Annotated in this window: 1 protein-coding gene; it reads right to left on the bottom strand. The window is 68.3% G+C overall.

The window, feature by feature from the left end; translation table 11 throughout:
* Window positions 1–73 precede the first annotated feature (73 nt).
* Entirely contained in the window at window positions 74–23,089 is a 23,016-nt protein-coding gene (locus tag AC5Y30_RS16880; protein ID WP_499919796.1) for a non-ribosomal peptide synthase/polyketide synthase, read from the bottom strand.
* Window position 23,090 lies beyond the last annotated feature (1 nt).

The following is a 23,090-nucleotide window of genomic DNA, read 5'->3' as shown; positions in this document are numbered from 1 at the left end:
CACTCATCGAGCCCGACCTGCTCGTCGTCATCGAGCAGATCAATCGACAACAACCGCCGAGTCGTATCGGCGGTCACGATTGCTGCTCCGCATCGGCGGTCATAACCACCAGCACCTTTTGCAACCTCCTGAAGAGCGACTCGATCCTGGTTGCGTCGAACACGTCGGTGTCGTACTCGACGCGAAGACTCAACTGCGCACCGGGCTGGACTTGCACCGCCAGCGGGTAGTGGTTGTTTTCCCGGGCCGCGACGTCGGTGATGGCCAACTCGTGATCGCCCGCGAGCGCGGCGGCGTCGACGGGATAGTTCTCGAAGACGAACAAGGTGTCGAACAACTGGTCGTGTCCGGTGGCGCGGTGGATTTCCCCGAGCGCCAGGTGCTGATGGTCCAGAGTCGCGTTATAGACGTCCTGCAGTTGATTCAATAAGCCGGCGACCGTGGTTGCCGCGGTGATGCGCGCGCGCATCGGGACCGTGTTGATCAACAGCCCGACCATCGAATCCGCACCGGACAACTCCGTCGGCCGCCCCGACACCGCAGTGCCGAACGCGACGTCGTGCCGGCCGGTCAGCCACATCAATATCTGCGCCCACGCGGCCTGCATCACGATGTTCACGGTCGTGTGATGCGACCGCGCCAGCTCGCCGATCGCCCCGGTGGTGTCCGCAGGGACCGTGAACGAGGCGACGCCTCGCTTTCCGAGCCGCAGTCGCCCGGGCGGACCCACCAAGGTGGGCGTGTCGAAGTCGGCGAGCACCTCACGCCAGGCGATGCGGGCGGCATCAAGGTCGCGGTCGGCCAGCCAACTCACAAAGTGGCGATACGGCGCGGCCGCGGGCAGTCGCTGCTTGTAGTAGCTGGCAATCACTTCGCCCAGCAGGATCGGCAGCGACCAACCATCCATGACGATGTGGTGATTGGTCAGGATGAACCTGTGCCGATCCGGCGCGGTACGGATCAATGCCGCCCGGAACGCCGGGGGGTCGGCCAGATCGCACACCGCGGCGCGTTCGGCAGCACATATGTCCTGCACCTGTTGATCGACCCCGGCGCCGTGGGCGTCGATTGCGACATACCGCCAAGGCACCACGGGATCGGCCGGAATCAGCTGCACCGGCTCGTCGAACTGCGCGCAGAATCGGGCTGCCAGATTCGGATGCCGGCTTACCACCGCGTTGACCGCCTCGTGCAGGCGGTCCTCATCCAGGGCGCCGCTCAAGGTGATGTCCAACTGCACCGCATACACATCGTCGCCGCGCTGCGTGGTGGCGGTGTGGAACAGCAGGCCCTGCTGCAACGGTGTCAACGGCAACACGTCAGCGATGCGGTACTGCGCCTGCAGTTCGTCGAGCTGCGGCTGGCTCAACCGGGCCGGCGCGACATCGGACGGTGTCAACCCGCCCCCGCCACCGCGAACATGGGCGCAGATACCGGCAAGGGCCTCAAACCACAACCGGCCCAGCCGGTCGACCTGCTCGCGATCCACCGCCGACGGCGCCCACGTCCAGTTCGCGTGCAGGTGCGGGCCGGTGTCGGTGTCCACGGTGCCGGCGTTCAAGTCCACGGTGTGCATCAGCGGCATGGGTATCGCCGCGGCCGCCCCGGTCAACGCCAAGCTGTCCTGGCACAGGCGCCACATGTCGTCGGAGAGGTCAGCCCCAGCGCCCAGCCGCCCCAGATAGTTGAACCCGACGGTTGGGTCGGATCCCCCCAACTCGACATCGGGATTCAGATACCGAAGCAGACCGTAGCCCAGCGGGTCGGGCAGGGCGCGCAGCTGCTCCTTGGCGTCCTTGATCACCGCCCCCAATGCCGCCTCGCCGGCCACTACCTGGCTCCACGCCAGCCCACCGAGGCTCAACGCCACTGGGTATTTGGTGGTGAACCACCCCACCGTGCCCGACAGGTCCACATCGGCGGCCAGCTCCTCGTGGCGCCCATGACCCTCCACGTCGATGCCGATCGGCGCGCCGCCGGGGCCCAGCAATTCCGCCAACGCCAGTCCGAAAGCGATCAGCAATATGTCGTGCACCCCGGCATGGAACGCCGTCGGCACCTCGCCCAGCAGCATCCGGGTCGTGTCGGCGTCCAGCGACACCGATAAGTGACCGGCCGCGGCGAACGTATCCACCGCGGGCCGCAGCGCGGGCAGCACCGCCGGAAGCGCCGCCACCTGCCGCCACGTGTCGGCCTGCTCCACCACCTCAGGGCTTAGGGCGTGCTCCGCCAGCAGCGCCGACCACCGGGCGAACGACGTCCCCGCCGCCGGCAGTGTGATCGGCTGCCCGCCGCGGCGCTGGACCCAGGCGGTGTTGAGGTCCTCCAGCAGGATCCGCCACGAGACCCCGTCAACGGCCAGGTGGTGAATGATCAGCGCCAGCTGACCCGTCGAGTCGGCCCATAGCGCGCTGAGCATCACCCCGGCGGCCGGGTTCAACCGCGACCGCGCCTTGACCAGCGCCTCCTCGGACAACACGTCCACCGCTTGCAGGCGATCGTTGGCATCCACCGACCCGGCCACCGGCACCGTCAATGACCAGCCGCCGGCGCCATCGTCGTCGACGCGCAACCGCAACATGGCGTGCCGATCCACCAACGCCTGCAAGATCGCAACGACGTCGGCCTCGGTCACACCCGCCGGGGCCTGCGCCATCACCGTCTGGTTGAACTGGTCCACCGGGCCCTCGACGCTGTGCAACCACCGCATGATCGGGGTAGCGAGCACCTGCCCGACGCCCTCGTCGACCGGGCCGCCCGCACCGTCGGCCACCCCCGCCACCCGGGCCAGCCGCGCCACGGTCTGCTCGACGAAAATGTCGCGCGGCCGACACACCAGGCCGGCGGCGCGGGCCCGGGCCACCACCTGCATGGACAAAATGCTGTCCCCGCCGAGCTCAAAGAAAGACTCGTCGGCCCCGACCCGCTCGAGCCCCAGCACCTGGGCGTAAATCCCGGCCAGAATCTCCTCGACCGCGCTGCCGGGTGCCCGGTAGTGATCGGCGTCCTGGTACTCCGGTGCGGGCAGAGCACGCTTATCGAGCTTGCTGTTGACCGTCAGCGGCAGCGCGTCCAGGACCACCACCGCGGCCGGCACCATGTACGCGGGCAACCGCTCCGCCAACGCGCTGCGCACGTGGGCCGGGTCGGCGCTGCCGGTCATGTAGCCGACCAGGCGCTTGTCGCCGGGGCGATCCTCCCGGGCGATCACCGCCGCCTGCTCCACCCCGTCCAGCCCCAGCAGCGCGGCCTGCACTTCGCCCAACTCGATGCGATATCCGCGGATCTTGACCTGCTCGTCGGCACGGCCGAGATACCGCAGCTCCCCATCGGCGCCCCAACACACCAGGTCCCCGGTGCGATACATGCGCTGGGCCGATGCCCCGTCGCCGCCGAACGGACACGCCACAAACCGCGACGCCGTCAGCCCGGCCCGTCCCACATAGCCGTACGCCGCCGCGGAACCGGCCACATACAGATCCCCGACCACACCGACCGGCACCGGCCGCAGCGACCCGTCCAGCACGAAGAACGCCAGATGCGCCAGCGGCACCCCGATCGGGCTCGCAGCGCTGTCCAGGTCACCGTCGACGATCTCCCGGAAGGAGGCGTGCACCGTGGTCTCCGTCGTGCCGTACAGGTTCAGCAGACGTGGCATTCCGGGATGGTTCTGCCACCACGTTCGAAGACGCTGCGGCTCCAACGCCTCACCGCCGAACACGACCGCCCGCAGCTTCAGCTGACGTCCGAGCTTGGGTGACAGCGTGTCCGCGGTTTGCAGCGCGTAGAACCCCGAAGGCACCTGACTCAACACACTGACCTGTTCGGTCACCAGCGTGGCGTGGAAGTCTTCCGGTGACCGCGTCACCGACTCGGGGACCACGACCACCCGGCCGCCGTACAACAGCGCACCCCAGATCTCCCAGACGGAAATGTCGAAGGCCAGGGAGTGCGCCTGCGTCCACACCTGCTCCTCGAGCTGCATCTCGCCCTCGAGCGATTCGAACAGCTCGGTGACGTTGAGGTGGCTGATGGCAACGCCCTTGGGCACACCGGTAGTGCCTGAGGTGTAGATCAGGTAGGCGATGTCATCGGGCGCGGGCGCGGGCAGGGCGCTAGCCGGATAGGCACGGATGCGGGGATCGTCGAACTCGATGACCGGCAGGCCACGCCCATCCAGGCGCGAGCGCAGGGCTGCCGTGGTGACGACCGCGATCGGCGCGGCATCGCCGAGCATGAACTCCATTCGCGCCGGTGGATGCTCCGGGTCGAACGGCACGTACGCCGCACCGGTCTTCAAAACCGCCAGGATCGCCGTGATGGCCTCGGCCGAGCGGGAGAACAGCAGCGCCACCCGCTCACCCGGGCGCGCACCGTGAGCGACCAGGAATCGCGCCAGCCGGTTGGCGGCCTCATCGAGCTCGCGATAGGTCATCGACAGGCCCGCAGAAGTGACCGCGACGGCCTGCGGCGCGCGCGCCACCTGGACGGCGAACAGTTCCGGAATCGACGGCGAGGCGGTGACACGCCGGCTCAGCGCCGGCCGGTTACCCCACCCGAGCAGCTGGGCGCGCTCGGTGTCGTCGAGGAGATCGACCGACGACAGCCGCCGGGACGGGTCCGCGGTCAGCGCCAGCAATACCCGCTCCAACCGCTTGATCAGCGCCTCGATGCTGTCGGCGTCGAACACGTCGGTGCGGAACTCGACCATCCCGTCGATCCCGGCGGGCTCACCGGCCTCCGTCCAGCGTTCGGCGAACGAGAACGTCAGGTCTGTGCGGGCGACCTGAGTGTCGGCGGGCAGCGTGGTGACCTCCAAATCACCCAACCGCAATCCGGTGGTGGACCCGATGTCCGGCCCGCTGAAGTTCTGCCACGCCAACAACACCTGGACCAGCGGGTGATGGGTCAGGCTTCGGGTCGGGTTGAGCCGCTCCACGAGCACCTCGAACGGCACGTCTTGATGTTCGTAGGCCGCCAGGCTTCGACTGCGGACCTGCGCCAGCAACTCGGCGACTGAGGGGTCTCCCGCCAGGTCCACCCGGAGCACCAGGGTGTTGATGAAGAATCCCACCAGATCGTCCAGCACCGGATCGCGGCGGCCCGCGATCGGGAACCCGACCGCGACGTCGCTGCTGGCGCTGATCTTCGAGAGCAGCACGGCGAGAGCGGCCTGCATGACCATGAAGCTGGTCGCGTTGTGCTCGCGTGCCACTTGGGCCACCCGTTGCTGCAACTCCGGCGGCCATTCGACGGCGACGTGCGCGCCGCGGTAGTCGGCCACCGGCGGGTAGGGCCGATCGGTGGGCAGCTGGATGCGCTCGGGCATCCCGGCCAGCGCGTCTTCCCAATACGCCAGCTGCGCACCGATGCGGCTCTGGCTGTCGCTCAGATCGCCGAATTGGGCTCGCTGCCACAACGTGTAGTCGGCGTACTGCACCGGCAGCGGCGCCCAATCCGGGGCCTGTCCCGCACACCGGCCGGCATAGGCCACTCCCAGATCACGCACCAACGGCGTCATCGACCAACCGTCGCCGGCGATATGGTGCACCACCGCCACCAGGACGTGTTCGTCGGCGGCGACCCGGAAAAGCGCTGCGCGCAAGGGAATATCGGTAGCCAGATCGAAGGGGCGGCGCACCACCGTGCCGACGGCCTCCTCCAGCCGGCTCTCCGGCCAGCCCGTCGCATCGACGACGTCCCAGCCGAAGCGGGCCCGCTCGACCGCCACCACCAGCTGTTGGGGAATCCCCTCGACCGACGGGAACTGCGTGCGCAGGCTCTCGTGACGGCCCACCACGTCGGTCATCGCCGTCGCGAGCGCATCCACATCGAGGCGCCCGTCCAGGCGCAGGGCCACCGCCATGTTGTACACGGGTGAGGGCCCATGCAACTGATCGATGATCCACAGCCGGTTCTGGGCGAACGACAATGGGACTATCTCGGGCCGCTCGACCGGAACCAACGGCTCGAGTCGGCTCTCGTCCGCACCGATGCGGGGCGCCAGCTGTGCCACCGTGGGCGCCTCGAAAAGAGCGCGCACCGCGAGGCCGGCGTTCAACGTGCTGTTGACCGCGGCGACGACCCGCATCGCCGACAGCGAATCGCCGCCCAGTTCGAAGAACGATTCGTCGACTCCGACCCGGTCCAGTCCGAGGACTTGGGCGTAGAGGCCGGCCAGGATCTCTTCGGTCGGGTTGGTCGGGGCACGGTATTGACCGGCATCGGTGTATTCGGGTGCCGGTAGGGCGCGCACGTCGAGCTTGCCGTTGACGGTCAACGGCAACGCGTCGAGCACCACCAACGCGGCCGGCACCATGTAGGCCGGCAATCGCTCGGCCAGAGCGCTTTTCAACGTCGCGGGCTCCGCGGCCCCGGTGATGTAGCCGACCAGGCGTTTGTCGCCGGGGCGATCCTCCCGGGCGACCACCGCCGCCTGTGCCACGCCATCCAGGTCAGCCAGCGCCATCTGGACTTCGGCCAACTCGATGCGATAGCCGCGGATCTTGACCTGCTCATCCGCACGCCCCGCATACCGCAGCTGCCCGTCAGCATCCCAGGACACCAGATCGCCGGTGCGATACATCCGTTGTGCCGGCGCTTCCGGGCCGCCGAACGGGCAGGCGACAAATCGCGATGCGGTCAAACCGGGCCGGCGCCAATATCCGTACCCCACGGTGGTACCGGATATGTACAACTCACCAAGCACACCGGGCGGGACCGGCCGCAGCCACATGTCAAGCACGAACAGTGCCGCGCCCGGCAGTGTCGAACCGATTGGCGGCGCCCCCGAACCCGCGAGCAACGGCGCGCTGTAGGTCACATCCACCGTGGCCTCGGTCGGGCCGTACTTGTTGATCATCAGCCGCCCGGGGGTCGCCCACCGGTCCACCAGGTCGGCCGGGCACGCTTCACCACCCACGAGTAAGGCAACCGACTCCAACCCCTCGGGCGCCATAGCCCCTGCCGCTGAAGGGGTTTGACCAAAGACGTCGACTCGTTCGGATATCAGCAGGTCGTGCAGGTCGGTCGTCGAGTTCGTCATCCACTCGGGGACCACCACCAGCCGCCCACCGTTGAAGAGCGCCCCCCAGATCTCGAGGACCGAGAAGTCGAACGACAGGGAGAACCACTGCGTCCAGACGCCGGGGCGGCGCAGATCGGCGGGCAGTGAGCCGATGTACTGGATCACGTTGTCGTGAGTTATGGCCACGCCCTTGGGGACACCGGTAGTCCCGGAGGTGTAGATGATGTAGGCGACGGAATCCGCGGAAGGCGGCGGCAAGGGAGTGCAGTCACGACCGCGAACAGCCGGGTCGTCGATATCGATCACCGCAACGTCGTGCCCGTCGAGCCGCCCACGCAGCCCATCGGTGGCGATGGCGGCGATCGGCGCGGCGTCGCCGAGCATGAAGTCGATCCGGGTCGCCGGCAGCGCCGGGTCGATCGGCACATATGCCGCTCCCGTTTTGAGCACCGCCAGGATCGCCACGATCGCCCGGTCAGAACGCGGAATGTGCAGCGCCACACAGGCACCCGGGCCGACGCCGTGGCCGGCCAAGTGGTGGGCCAGTCGGTTGGCGTCCTCCTCAAGCTCCAGGTAAGTCATCGAGCGGCCCTCGAAGGTCAATGCCACGGCTTCCGGCGTGCGCGCCGCCTGCGCGGCGAACAACCCTGGAACCGACACTGCCGGGGCCGGCGACCGGGCGAGCACCGCCCGGTTACCCCACGTCGCCAGCCGGGCGTGCTCCGCTGTGTCGAGCAGATCCAGCGACGACAACCGCCGACCGGGGTCGGCGGTGACGGCCGCCAGCACCCGCCCCAACCGCTCGATCAACACCTCGATGCTGGCCGCGTCGAACACATCGGTGCGGAATTCCACCTCGCCGCCGATCCCGGCAGGCTCACCGGACTCGGTCCAGCGTTCGGCCAACGAGAACGTCAGGTCCATCCGGGCGGTGCGAGTGTCCACCGGCGCCTGGGTGACCTGCAGGTCGCCCAAGCTCAGACCCGCGGCGGGGTCGTTTTCCTGCCCGGCGAAGTTCTGCCAAGCGAACAACACCTGCACCAGCGGGTGATGGTTCATCGATCGGGTCGGGTTGAGCCGTTCCACCAGCAGCTCAAACGGCACGTCTTGGTGCTCGTAGGCGGCGAGGCTGCGCTGCCGCACCTGGGCCAACAACTCGGCGACGGTGGGGTCCTCGGCCAGATCAACCCGCAACACCAAGGTGTTGACGAAGCACCCCACCAGACCATCGAGCGCGGGGTCGCGGCGGCCCGCGATCGGAAACCCTACGGCCACATCAGAATTGGCGCTGATCTTGGCCAGCAGCACCGCCAAAGCGGCCTGCATCACCATGAAGCTCGTCGCATTGTGCTCACGAGCCAGCCGGGCCACCTGCTCCTGCAACTGCGCCGGCCAATCCACCACCACGCGGGCCCCGCGGTAATCGGCCGCCGGTGGATAGGGCCGATCGGTGGGCAGCTGAATGCGCTCGGGCATGCCGGCCAGCGCGTCTTCCCAGTAAGCCAGCTGGGCGCCGATCAGGCTTTGCGGGTCCTGCAGCTCACCCAGCTGTTCGCGCTGCCACAGCGTGTAGTCGACATACTGCACCGGCAACGGCACCCAACTCGGGGCCTGGCCCGCACACCGGCTGGCGTACGCGACACCGAGATCGCCCACCAGCGGCCCGATCGACCAGCCGTCCGCGGCGATATGGTGCAGGACGGCCACCAGCACATGCTCGGTGTCGCTGACGCGATAAAGCTTTGCGCGCAAAGGGATTTGGGAGGTCAGGTCAAACGGGTCGCGCACCACCTCCCCGACGGCGTCAGTCAGCCGGTCAGCCGACCAGCCGCCGGCGTCCACCACGTGCCAACCGAAATCGGCGAGCTCGACCGGCACCACGACCTGCCGGGGGATCCCCTCGACCGACGGGAAAAGCGTGCGCAGGCTTTCGTGGCGACCGACCACGTCGACCAGCGCCGCCCTCAGTACGTCGGCATCCAGACGCCCGCTCAGCTGCAACCCGAGCGCCATGTTGTACACCGGTGAGCCGCCCTGCAGCTGATCGACGAACCACAGCCGGTTCTGCGCGAACGACAACGGCACCACCTCGGGCCGCTCCACCGCCACCAGCGGTTCCAGCCCACCGCCGGCGTCGCCGAGGCGCAACGCCAAGTCGGCTACCGTGGGCGCCTCGAACAAGGCGCGCACCGCAAGGCCGGCATCCAGAGCGGTGTTGACCGCCGCCACCACCCGCATCGCCGACAACGAGTCCCCACCCAAGTCGAAGAACGATTCATCGACGCCGACCCGCTCGAGCCCCAGCACCTGGGCGTAGACCCCGGCCAAAAGATCTTCGACGGCGCTGGTGGGGCCCCGGTAATGACCGCCTTCCTTGTACTCCGGTGCCGGCAGCGCCCGGATGTCGAGCTTGCCGTTGACGGTCAACGGCAGGCGGTCGAGCACCACCACCGCCGCCGGCACCATGTACGCGGGCAGGCGCTCGGCCAGCTCCGTGCGGATCTGGGCCCGATCCGCGGCCCCCGTCACGTAGCCGACCAGCCGCTTGTCGCCGGGACGGTCCTCGCGCGCGACCACCACTGCTTGCTCGACCCCGGCCAGCCCGGACAGGGCGGCCTGCACTTCACCGAGCTCGATGCGATAGCCGCGGATCTTGACCTGATCGTCGGCACGCCCCAGATACTGCAGCTCGCCGTCGGCCCCCCAGCGCACCAAATCCCCGGTGCGATACATCCGCGATCCGGACGCGCCGTCGCCGGCGAACGGACACGCCACGAACCGTGCCGCACTCAACCCCGCCCGGCCCACATATCCGTACGCCAGCCCGCCGCCGGCCACATACAACTCGCCCACGACGCCCACCGGCACCGGGCGCAAGCACTTGTCGAGCACAAAGAATCCGAGATGGGCCAACGGCAAGCCGATCGGGCTGACACTGCGGTCGACGTCGGCGGCGCCGATCTCCCGGAACGAGGCATGCACCGTCGTCTCGGTGATGCCGTACATGTTCACGAGCCGCGGCGAGCCCCCATGGCGGTCCAGCCAGGCGCCAACGCGCCCGGGCTCCAGCGCCTCGCCACCGAACACCACTGTCCGCAGGTTGAGTCGATTTCCCGCTTCGGCCGCGCGCGCATCCGCGCTCTGCAGCGCGTAGAACGCGGACGGGGTCTGACTCAGTAGGCTGACTTGTTCGCCAATCACCAACGCGTGCAGGTCATCCGGGGACCGGACGACGGAATCGGGCACCACCACCAAGCGCCCCCCGTGCAGCAACGCACCCCAGATCTCCCACACCGAGTAGTCGAAGGCCAGCGAATGGCATTGCGTCCACACCTGCCCCGCCAGCTCTTGGTCGGCGTTCAACGAATCCAGCAGCCGAATGACATTTCGGTGAGCGACCGCCACCCCCTTGGGCACTCCGGTGGTGCCCGATGTGTAGATCAGGTAGGCGATTTCCTCGGCCGCCGGTGCGGGCAACGCGGCGCTGGGCTGGAAGGCGATTGCCGGATCGCTGACGTCGACGACCGCCAGTCGGCGGGCCTTCAGGCGATCGGCCAAGCCCACGGTGGTGATCGCGACGACCGGCCCGGCATCGGCCACCATGAACTCGGTCCGCGCCGCCGGGTGCGCCGGATCCATGGCCACGTACGCCGCACCGGTCTTGAGGACCGCCAACATCGCCACGACCGCCTGAGCCGACCGAGGCAACAACAGCGCCACCCGCTCACCCGGGCCCGCGCCGCGGGCAATGAGCAAGTGCGCCAACCGGTTAGACGCCTCATCGATCGCGCGGTAGCTCAGCGAGCGGCCCTCGAATGTCAGCGCCACCGCCCCTGGCGTGCGCGCCACCTGCGCCGCGAACAATTCCGGGATCGAGCCCGACGACGTCGCCGGCCGGTCCAGCACCGCCCGGTTGCCGATCTTGTCCAGGCGTGCGCGTTCACCGGGAATCAGCAGATCGATCGACGACAACCGCCGGTCGGGATCAACGGTGATGGCCTCCAACACCCGCTGCAACCGCACGATCAGCGTCCGAATGCTCTCCGCGTCGAACACATCGGTGCGGAACTCCACCGCGCCACCGATTCCGGCCGGGGCGCCGGTTTTGGTCCAACGTTCGGCCAACGAGAACGTCAAGTCCACGCGGGCAGTGCGGGTCTCGGTGGGTACGGTGCTGACCGACATGTCGCCCAGCGCCAAACCGGTGGCCGGGTCGCCGGCGAAGTTTTGCCAGGCGAGCATCACCTGGACCAGCGGGTGATGGTTCAGCGACCGGGTCGGGTTGAGCCGCTCGACCAGCACCTCGAACGGCACGTCTTGGTGCTCGTAGGCCGCAAGGCTGCGTTGGCGCACGTGCGCCAATACCTCGGCGACGGTGGGATCGCCGGCCACGTCGACGCGCAACACCAAGGTGTTGACGAAGAAACCCACCAACGGATCGAGGGCGGCATCTCGCCGTCCGGCGATCGGGAACCCCACCGCCACGTCGGCGCTGCCGCTGAGGTTTGCCAGTAGCACCGCCAGGGCCGCCTGCATCACCATGAAACCGGTCGCGTCGTGCTCGCGGGCGATCCGAGCGATCCGCTGCTGCAACTGCGCCGGCCAATCCACCTCCACGCTGGCGCCGCGGTAGTCGGCCACGGCCGGGTAGGGCCGGTCGGTGGGCAGCTGAATCCGTTCGGGCATCCCGGCCAGCGTGTCTTCCCAGTAAGCCAGCTGGGCGCCGATGCGGCTCTCCGGGTCCTGCAGCTCGCCCAACTGTTCGCGCTGCCACAGCGTGTAGTCGACATACTGCACCGGCAACGGCGCCCAGCCCGGGGCCCGCCCCGCACACCGGCTGGCATAGGCCACACCCAGATCACGGACCAGAGGGGTGATCGACAAGCCATCGGCGGCGATATGGTGCACCACCGTCACGAGCACGTGCTCCTCGTCCGCGATGTGGAAAAGCCTTGCCCGCAAAGGGATTTCGGATTCCAGGTCAAACGCGCACTGCGTCGTTTCCGCAATCGCGTCCCGCAACCGGTCAGCCGGCCAACCCGTGGCATCCACCCGCTGCCAGCCAAAGTCACTCTCCTGCAAAGGAATAACCACCTGCCGGGGAATCCCCTCGACCGCCGGGAACAGCGTGCGCAGGCTTTCGTGGCGGCCCACCACATCGGTCAGGGCGGCCCCCAGGGCAGCGGCATCCAGCTGACCACTCAGCCGCAACGCCACCGCCATGTTGTACACGGCCGAAGGGCCCTGCAACTGGTCGATGAACCACAACCGGTTCTGCGCGAACGACAACGGCACCACCGCGGGCCGCTCCGCGGCCACCAGCGGCTCCAGCCCGCCCCCGGCGTCGCCCACCCGCAAAGCCAATTGGGCTACGGTGGGCGACTCGAACAACGTGCGGACCGAAATGTCGGCACCCGTGGACTTGTTGATCGCAGCGACCACTCGCATCGCCGACAACGAATCGCCACCCAAATCGAAGAACGAGTCCTGAACCCCGACGCGGTCGACACCGAGGACTTCCGCGTAGATGCCGGCCAGGATCTCCTCGATGCCACTGGCCGGGGCGTGGTAATCGTCGCCGGCGGCGTATTCGGGTGCCGGCAAGGCTCGCGTGTCGAGTTTGCCGTTGACGGTCAACGGCACGGCGTCGAGCACCACCACCGCGGCCGGGACCATGTAGGGCGGCACGCGCTCGGCCAGCTCCGCGCGCACCCGGGCGGGTTCGGCGGACCCGGTGATGTACGCGACCAGACGCTTGTCACCGGCGCGGTCCTCCCGCGCGATCACCACGGCCTGCTCGACCTCGTTCAGTTTGGCCAACGCCGCCTGGATCTCGCCCAACTCGATGCGATACCCGCGGATCTTGACTTGCTCGTCGGCGCGGCCCCGGTAGATCAGTTGCCCGTCACCACCCCAGGACACCAAGTCCCCGGTGCGGTACATCCGCTGCCCCGGTGCCCCGTCACCGGCGAACGGACAGGCCACAAACCGCGCGGCCGTCAGCCCCGCCCGGCGCGTATAGCCACACGAAAGTCCGGAACCGGCCACATACAACTCGCCGACGACGCCGACGGGTACCGGCCGTAGCCAGGTGTCGAGGACGAACAAAGCGGCCCCGGGCACCGGCGTGCCGATCGGAACCACGCCGGATCCCGCGCGCAGCGGCGCGCTGATCGACGCATACACCGTGGTTTCGGTCGGGCCGTAGCCGTTCATCATCAGCCGCCCCGGCGCCCACTGCTCGACCAGCTCGGCGGGGCAGGCCTCACCGGCCGCCATCAACGCCACGGAGTCCAGGCCCTCCCGCGACAGCATCGCGACCGCGGAGGGGGTTTGGCTCAGCACGGTGACCTGTTCGGCGATCAGCAACGCGTGCAGGTCTTCCGGCGACCGGACCACCGGCTCGGGGACCACGACCAGCCGCCCGCCGTGCAGAAGCGCACCCCAGATCTCCCACACCGAAAAGTCGAAGACCAGTGAATGACATTGGGTCCACACCTGCTCCGGCGCGAGCCGCAGGCCGATGTCGAGTGAGTCGAACAGGCGGACCACGTTGTGGTGGGTGACGGCAACGCCTTTGGGGACACCGGTCGTGCCCGAGGTGTAGATCAGATACGCGATGTCCTCGGGCGCCGGTGCCGGCAACGCGGTGCTGGGCCGGGCCGCGATACCCGGATCGGCCACGTCGATGACGGCCACGCCATGGCCGTCCACCCGCTCGGCCAGCTCTGCGGTGGTGACCACCGCAACCGGCGCGGCATCACCAAGCAAGAACTCGATGCGCGCCGCGGGCACCACCGGATCGATCGGCACATACGCCGCACCGGTCTTGAGCACCGCCACAATCGCCACGATCGCCTCCGCCGACCGCGACAACAACAACCCCACCCGCTCACCCGGACCAACACCCCGGTCCACCAACAGATGCGCCAACCGGTTAGACGCCTCGTCGAGCTCCCGATACGTCATCGACGAGCCCTCAAACGACAGCGCCACCGCCCCCGGCGCCCGCGCCACCTGCACAGCGAACAATCCCGGAATCGACACCCGCACAGTCGGATCGGGCACAGCCAGCACCGCCCGATTACCGATCCGATCCAGGAGGGCGCGCTCGTCGGCATCCATCAGCTCCACCGACGACAGCCGCCGCGCCGGGTCGGCGGTCATAGCGGCCAACACCCGCCGCAACCGCTCGATCAGCGCGCCGATGGTTTCGGCATCGAACACGTCCGTGCGGAACTCGACCGCCCCGCCGATCCCCGCGGGCTCACCGGCTTCGCTCCAGCGTTCGGCCAACGAGAACGACAGGTCCATGCGGGCGGTGCGGGTGTCCGTCGGCACCGGGCTGACCTGCAGATCGTTCAACGCCAAGCCGGCGGCCGGGTCGCCGGCGAAGTTCTGCCAGGCCAACATCACCTGCACCAGCGGATGATGGGACCGGCTTCGGGCCGGGTTGAGCCGCTCCACCAGCACCTCGAACGGCACGTCCTGGTGCTCGAAGGCGGCCAGGCTGCGCTGGCGCACTCGAGCCAACAGTTCGGCAACCGTCGGATCACCGGACACGTCCACGCGCAGCACCAGCGTGTTGACGAATGACCCCACCAGCTCGTCCAGTGCGGGGTCGCGCCGCCCGGCGATCGGAAAGCCCACGGCCACATCGGAACTGGCGCTCATCTTCGCGAGCAGCACCGCCAGGGCGGCCTGCATCACCATGAAACCGGTCGCCTTGTGCTCGCCCGCCAGCCCAGCGACCCGCTGCTGCAACTCGGCCGGCCAATCCACCACCAACCGGGCGCCGCGGTAATCGGCCACCGCCGGATAGGGCCGATCGGTGGGCAACTCGAGCCGTTCGGGCAGCCCGGCCAACTGGTCTTCCCAGTAGGTCAGCTGCGCGGCGATCCGACTGTGCGGGTCCTGCAATTCACCGAATTGTTCGCGCTGCCATAGCGTGTAATCGACGTACTGCACCGGCAGCGGCGTCCAACTCGGGGTGTGTCCGGCACACCGACCGGCATAGGCCACCCCCAGATCACTGACCATCGGCGAGATCGACAAGCCGTCCGCGGCGATATGATGCACCACGGCCACCAGCACGTGCTCCTCGTCGGCGACACGTAAAAGCCTTGCCCGCAAAGGGATCTCAGAAGTGAGGTCGAACGGATCACGCACAACCGCGGCGACGGCCTGCTCCACCCGGCCGGCCGACCAACCGGTGGCATCCACGACCCGCCAACCAAAGTCAGCTTCCGCCGCCGGGATCACCAGCTGCCGCGGAACGCCGTCCACCGACGGGAACAATGTCCGCAGACTTTCGTGACGGCCCACCACATCGGCCAGCGCCGCCCCCAGCGCCTCGGCGTTCAGGCGCCCGCTCAGCCGCAACGCCACCGCCATGTTGTACACCGCCGAAGGACCCTGCAACTGGTCGATGAACCACAACCGATTCTGCGCGAACGACAACGGCACCACCTCGGGCCGCTCCATCGCCACCAGCGGCTGCAGCCCACCGCCTTCGCCGCCCAATTGCGGCGCCAACTGGGCCACGGTGGGCGCCTCGAACAAGGTGCGCACCGAAAGGTGGGTTTTCAGAGCCTTATTGGTCGCGGCGATGGCGCGCATCGCCGACAACGAATCGCCACCGATATCGAAGAACGACTCATCGACGCCGACCCGGTCCAATCCCAAGACGTGGGCGAAGATTCCGGCCAGGATCTCCTCGACGGCCGTGGCCGGGGCCCGGTAATGATCGACATCGCCGTACTCCGGGGCCGGCAGCGCCCGCCGGTCGAGTTTGCCGTTGACCGTCAGCGGCAACGATTCCACCGCCACGATCGCCGCCGGCACCATGTATGCGGGCAGCCGCTCGGCCAGCTCGGCACGGATCTGGGCCGCATCCGCGGTACCGGTGATGTAGCCGACCAACCGCTTGTCGCCGGGACGGTCTTCCCGCGCGATCACCGCCGCCTGGTCGACACCATCGACGCCGGCCAGCGCGGCCTGCACCTCACCCAGCTCGATGCGATACCCGCGGATCTTCACCTGATCATCGGCACGACCCAGATACTGCAACTGCCCATCAGCGCCCCACCGCACCAGATCCCCGGTGCGATACATCCGTTGCCCCGGTCCGCCGAACGGACATGCCACGAACCGCGACGACGTCAACCCCGCCCGACGCGCGTACCCGTAGGCCAGCCCGGCACCGGCGACATACAGCTCACCCGCCACGCCGGCCGACACCCGGCGCAGCCCGGCATCGAGCACGAACAACGCCGCCCCGGCCACCGGCGAGCCGATGGGCACCACTGGAGAGCCCGGCTGCAACGGCGCACTGGCCGCTGCGTACACCGTCGCCTCGGTGGGGCCATAGGCGTTGATCATCACCCGACCCGGCGCCCACCGCTCCACCAGCTCTACCGGGCAGGCCTCACCGGCCACCACCAGCGCCGCCGACTCCAACCCCGCAGCCGACATCACCCCCACCGCCGAGGGCGTCTGGTTCAGAACGGTCACCTGTTCGCGAATCAGCAAGGCGTGCAAGTCATCCGCTGACGCGGCCACCTCATCGGGCACCACGACCAGCCGCCCGCCATGCAACAACGCCCCGAAGATCTCGTACACCGACACGTCGAACACGAGCGAATGCCATTGCGACCACACCCGCCCGGGCCCCACCGCCAGGCCACCGGCCGCGGCGGTCAACAATCCGGTGACACTGCGATGTGCGACTGCCACCCCTTTGGGCACACCGGTGGTCCCCGAGGTGTAGATCAGGTAAGCGACATCATCCGGGGCCGGCATCGCCGGCAACCCGGTGCTGGCTTCGCGTCCCACAGCCGGATCATCGACATCGACGACCGCCACTGCGGATCCGTCCAGCCGATCCGCAAGCGCCCCCGTCGTCAGCGCGGCGACGGGCTTCGCGTCGGCCACCATGAACTCGATCCGCGCCACGGGCAGGGCGGGATCGATCGGCAGATAGGCCGCCCCGGACTTGAGCACCGCCAGGATCGCCACGATCGCCTCGGCCGAGCGCGGCACCAACAGCGCCACACACTCCGCCGGGCCCGCGCCCAATCCGATCAGCAAGTGCGCCAAGCGATTCGAGGCCTCGTCAAGCTCCCGGTACGAGATTGAGCGCCCGTCACAGGTCAACGCCAACGCTTCCGGCGTTCGCGTGACCTGCGCGGCGAACAACTCGGGAATCGACACCGACGCCGTCGGGCGGCCCAGCACCGCACGATTGCCCCACTCGTCCAGCCCGACCCGCTCATCCTCATCGAGCAGATCAATCGACAACAGTCGCCGAGCGGTATCGGCGGTCATGGCCGACAGCACCGTCCGCAACCGCGCGAACAGCGACTCGACCCCGGCCGCGTCGAACATGTCGGCGTCGTACTCGACGCGCAAGCCCAGTTCGGGGCCTGGAATGGCAGCGACCGCCAGCGGGTAGTGGGTGGATTCGTGCATGGCGAACCGGGTGATGGCCAGCTCATGGCCGCCAACCAACGCGGCGGTGTCCACCGGGTAGTTTTCGAAGACGAACAAGGTGTCGAACAACTGGTCGTGTCCGGTGGCGCGGTGGATCTCGGCCAGCGCCAGATGCTGGTGCTCCACCGTGTGGTTGTTGAAATCTTGCAGCTGATCCAGCAGGTCGGCGCCCGTGGTTGCCGCGGTGATACGTGCCCGCATCGGCACGGTGTTGATCAGCAGCCCCACCATCGAATCCGCACCGGCCAATTCCGCCGGCCGCCCCGACACCGCGGTACCGAAGGCCACATCGTGCTGGCCGGTCAGCCACACCAACATCTGCGCCCACGCGGCCTGCAGCACGACGGCGACGGTGGTGTGCTGCGTGCGCGCCAACTCGCCGATGGCACGGGTGAGCTCCGCAGAGATCCAAAACGATTGAACGCCTGGCGGTCCCGGCTCTGACCGCCCTGGCGGACTCACCAAGGTCGCGGCCTCGAGACCTGCCAGCACCCCGCGCCAGGCGGCGTGGGCCGCCTCGCGATCCCGTTCGGCCAGCCAGCCGACGAAGTGGCGATACGACGGTGCCGCGGGCAACTGGCGTCCGTAATAGCCGGCGAAGACTTCGGCCATCAGGATGGGCAACGACCAGCCATCCAGGACGATGTGATGATTGGTCAGCACCAATCGGTGCCGGTCTTCCGCGGTGCGAAGCAACACCGCCCGGAAGGACGGCGGGTCGGTCAGGTCGCACACCGCGACCCGTTCGGCCGCCCCAATCTCTTCGACCCATTCGTCGACGTCCAAGTCAACGCCGTCCAAGTCGATGTACCGCCACGGCAGCACGGGATCGGCCGGGATGATCTGCACCGGCTCGTCGAAGTCGGCGCAGAATCGGGCCGCCAGGTTGGGATGCCGGGTCATCACGTTGTGCAGCGCCTCGCGTAGCCGACCCTGGTCCAGGGGGCCGCTGAAAGTGATGTCCAGCTGGACCGCGTACACATCGCGGCCGCCCTGGGCGCTGCTGGTGTGGAACAGCAGCCCCTGCTGCAAAGGGGTCAACGGCAACACGTCAGCGATGCGGTACCGCTCCTGCAGCTCATCGAGCTGGGATTGGGTCAACCGAGCGGGGGCGAAATCTGATGGCGTCCAACCACCCCCGCCACCGCGAACGTGCGCACAGATCCCGGCCAGGGCCTCAAACCACAACCGGCCAAGCCGGTCGACCTGTTCGCGATCCACGGCCGACGGGGCCCACGTCCAGTTCGCGTGCAGCCGCGGGCCGGATTCGGTGTCCACCGTGCCGGCGTTGAGCTCCACGGTGTGCGACATCGGCATCGCCATCGGCATGCCCGCGACCGCGCCGCTCAGCGACAGCCCGTCCCGGCGCACCCGCCACACATCGTCGAATACCTCGGCCGCCGAACCCAGTCGGCCCAGATAGTTGAACCCGATCGCCGGGCTGGGGCCAACCAGCTCGACATCGGGATTCAAGTAGCGCAGCAAGCCGTAACTCAACGGATCCGGTAGGGCGCGCAGCTGCTCCTTGGCGTCCTTGACCAGCGCCCCCAGCCCCGCCTCGCCGGCGACCACTTGGCCCCACGTCAGCCCTGAAACGCTCAGCGCCGCAGGGTATTTGGTGGTGAACCAGCCCACCGTGCGGGTCAGGTCCACATCGGCGGCCAGCTCCTCGTGGCGCCCGTGGCCCTCGACGTCGATGCCGATCGGCGCGGCAGGGCGCCCGCAAAACTCCGCGACCGCCAGCGCGAACGCGATCAGCAAGATGTCGTGCACTCCGGCATGAAACGCCGTCGGCACCTCGCCGAGCAGGACCCGGGTGGTCTCGGCGTCCAACGACAGCGACAAGTGACCGGCCGCGGCAAAGGTATCCGCCCCGGGCTGCACCGCGGGCAACACCGCGGGCGTGGCCGCCACCTGGCGCCACGCCTCGGCCTGCTCCACCACCGCGGGGCTTAGGGCGTGCTCCGCCAGCAGCGACGACCACCGGGCAAACGAGGTGCCCGCCGCGGGCAGAGCTATCGGCTGCCCACCGCGACGCTGGACCCACGCGAGGTTGAGGTCTTCCAGCAGGATCCGCCACGACACCCCGTCAACGGCGAGGTGGTGAATGATCAACGCCAATTCGCCCGTCGGGCCGGCCCACAGCGCACTGAGCATCACCCCGGCGGCCGGGTTCAGCCGCGACCGGGCCTCGGCCATCGCCTCCTCGGACAACACGTCCACCGTTCGCAGGCAATCGCCGGCATCCACCGACCCGGGTTCGGCAACCTCCAGCAACCAGTTTCCGGCGCCGTCGTCGTCAGCGCGCAGCCGCAACATGGCGTGACGATCCAGCAGCGCCTGCAACATGGCCACCACATCGGGTTCGCTCACCCCGGCCGGGGCATGCACCACCACGGTCTGGTTGAACTGCTCAACCGGGCCACCGACGTCCCGCAGCGACCGCATGATCGGCGTCGCGATGACCGGCCCGACACCCTCGTCGATGCGGCCGGCTTCGCCGCTGGCCACCACGGCGACCCTGGCCAGTCGGGCCACCGTCTGCTCGACGAATACATGCCGGGGCCGAAACACCAGGCCGGCTGCCCGCGCCCGGGCCACCACCTGCATCGACAGAATGCTGTCCCCGCCCAGCTCGAAGAACGACTCGTCAACCCCGACCCGCTCGAGCCCCAGCACCTGGGCGTAGATCCCAGCCAGGATCTCCTCGGTGGCGCCGGCGGGCGCCCGGTAATGTCTGCCGTCCTGGTACTCCGGCGCCGGCAGCGCTCGGACATCGAGCTTTCCGTTGGTCGTCAGGGGCAGCGCGTCGAGGGGCACCACCGCGGTCGGCACCATGTAGGCAGGCAGCCGCTCCGCCAGCTTCGCGCGGACGGTGGCCGGGTCGGCGATGCCGGTGACATAGCCGACCAGACGTTTGTCGCCGGGGCGGTCCTCCCGGGCGATCACCGCCGCCTGCTCGACCCCGTCCAGGCCGGCCAAAGCCGCCTGCACTTCCCCCAACTCGATGCGATACCCGCGGATTTTGACCTGCTCGTCGGCGCGCCCGACATACCGCAACTGCCCGTCAACGCCCCAACACACCAGGTCACCGGTGCGATACATGCGCTGCCCCGCGCCCCCGGACGGACACGCCACAAAGCGCGACGCGCTCAGGCCCGCGCGGTCCAAATATCCGTAGGCCAGCCCGTCACCGGCCACGTACAACTCACCCACCGCACCGGCGGGCACCGGATGCAACCACCCGTCCAGCACGAACAGGGCCGCCCCGGGCACCGGTGCGCCGATCGGCACCGACCCTGCCCCCGCCGACCCGGCCTCGAGCGGCGCGCTGATCGCCACGACCATCGTCGTCTCGGTCGGACCGTAGGCATTGCGCATCGTCCGCCCCGGCGCCCACCGCTCCACCAACTCGGCGGGGCACGGCTCGCCGGCGACCGCCACCGCCATCGATCCCAAGCCCTGCGGCGACAGCACCCCCAGGGCGGACGGGGTGCGGGCGAGCGCGTCGACGTGCTCGCTCACCAGCAACGCGTGCAGGTCGTCCGGGGAGCTGGCCACCTCTTCGGGCACCACCACCAGCCGTCCGCCACCCAGCAGCGAACCGAAGATCTCCCACACCGAGGAGTCGAACCCGTACGAATGACATTGCGTCCACACCCCGGGCCGGGGCAGGTAGGCATCGAGCACCTCGAGCAGCTGGGTGACGTTGCGGTGGCTCACGGCCACCCCCTTGGGCACACCGGTGGTGCCCGACGTGTAGATCAGATAGGCGATGTCATCGGGTGCGGGAGCCGGCAAGGCCGTGTCCGGGCAGGTCTCGATCCGGGGGTCGTCGACATCGACAACGGGAACGCCGCATCCGTCCAACCGTGGGCGCAGGTCCGCCGAGGCGACCGCGACGATCGGCGCGGCATCGTCGACCATGAATTTGATGCGCGCGTCGGGGTGCGCGGGGTCGATAGGCACATATGCCGCACCGGTTTTGAGAACCGCCAGCATCGCGAGGACCGTCTTGGCCGAGCGCGCCAGCAGCAACGCCACCCGCTGTCCGGGACCCACGCCGTCGGCGGCCAAGAGATGAGCCAGCCTGTTGGACGCCTCATCCAGCTCTTGATAGGACATCGAGCGGCCGTCGTAGGTCAGCGCTAACGCCTCCGGGGCGAGGGCGGCCTGCGCAGCAAACAACGCCGGAATCGAAACCGGCGTGCTCGGCGGCCGGGTCAGCGCCCGCTGGTTGCCCCAACCACCCAACCGATCGTGCTCGGTGGCATCCAGCAGATCGATCGTCGAGAGCCGCCGTGTCGGGTCGGCGGCCATGGCGGCCAAGACCCGTTCCAACCGTCTCGCGAGATCACGAACCTCGAAGTTCCAGGATGACTGCCCATTGGACGCTGTGCTGAGGAAGAGGTCGTCACCCGAGCTGGAAAACATGAGGCCGAAGCCGTCGACGACGCCGCTGTTGGTCAACGAAGCCGAAGCCGCGACACCGCCGAACGGCAGGGTGAATCGAGACGGGAGAAAGTTGACGGTCACCCTGTCGAATGACCGCCCATGCCCTCGAGCTTTGCGCTCGAGGGCTTCCACCGGAAACCTCTGGTGCTGCACCGCTTCCCGTATTCGGGTGTCCACGTATCCGCAGAATTCGGCAACCGTGGACGCGGGCGACAGCCTCAGCACCAGGGGCACAACTCCGGCCACCATCCCCGGCAGCGTTTTCGACTCCGGACGCACGCGCCTGCTGACGGGAAAGTCGAGTACCACCTCTGACGCATCCGCGTGGTACCCGCGGACCAGAAGCGCGCATGCCGCGGTGACGACCGATGAGCGAGGCACATTCCACGCGCGGCATAACTCGTCGATACGCCGAATTGTCAACGGGTTCAACCGAACCGGGTCAGAAGGCGGCTCCGGCTCCCGCTCGCCGCCGGGTTGGGGCAAGCGATGCTGCTCTCCGCTTTCCGCCGGAAGGTTCTGCGTCCAGTAGTCCTGGTCCTCCAGATATTCCTTGGACGCCTCGTATTCGTGCTCGCAGTCGACCAAGTCCTGCAAGGAACCCAGGAGGGCACCTGGGATGGGTGCCCCGGAGACAACCGCAGAGTAGACGGCCGCAAGCCGCTGGCCGATCAGGGCTATGCCGGACCCATCCAGGACGATGTGGTGGACGCACCAGAACAGATAGAACTCATCGCGGCGCACCTGAAAAAGTGCGAATTTGAACAGCGGCCCGGTAAAGGGCATCGGCGTGCTCTGTATGGACGACGCGATCCGTTGGGCTTCGTCTAGCGAATCGCTCGAGCAGGTCAGGTCATAGAAGTCGACCTTGACGTCCGGGTAATCGATCACGCTTTGCACAACTTGGCCGTCAACCTCGAAGAAGGCGGCCCGCAGTGGCTCGGCCTCGCTTACGGATCGGCGGATCGCCCACTCCAGGGCTTCACGTTCAATCGGGCCCTCGAACTTCACGAACAGGCCCAACTGCCATGCCGTGCCCAGCTGACCCGTCTCCTGCGCAAGCCAAATCTCGAGTTGACCCCGCGTCAGCGGAAGTGCCCGGTCCCCAAGCACCATC

Source organism: Mycobacterium sp. NGS27, assembly GCF_059813005.1.
The sequence above is the reverse complement of the archived record's forward strand: the minus strand, read 5'-3'. Positions and strand labels throughout refer to the sequence as shown.

Bases quoted from the DNA above. Each gene is read 5' to 3' on its own strand.
- AC5Y30_RS16880 (WP_499919796.1), bottom strand. From the start codon at position 23,089: ATGGTGCTTGGGGACCGGGCACTTCCGCTGACGCGGGGTCAACTCGAG.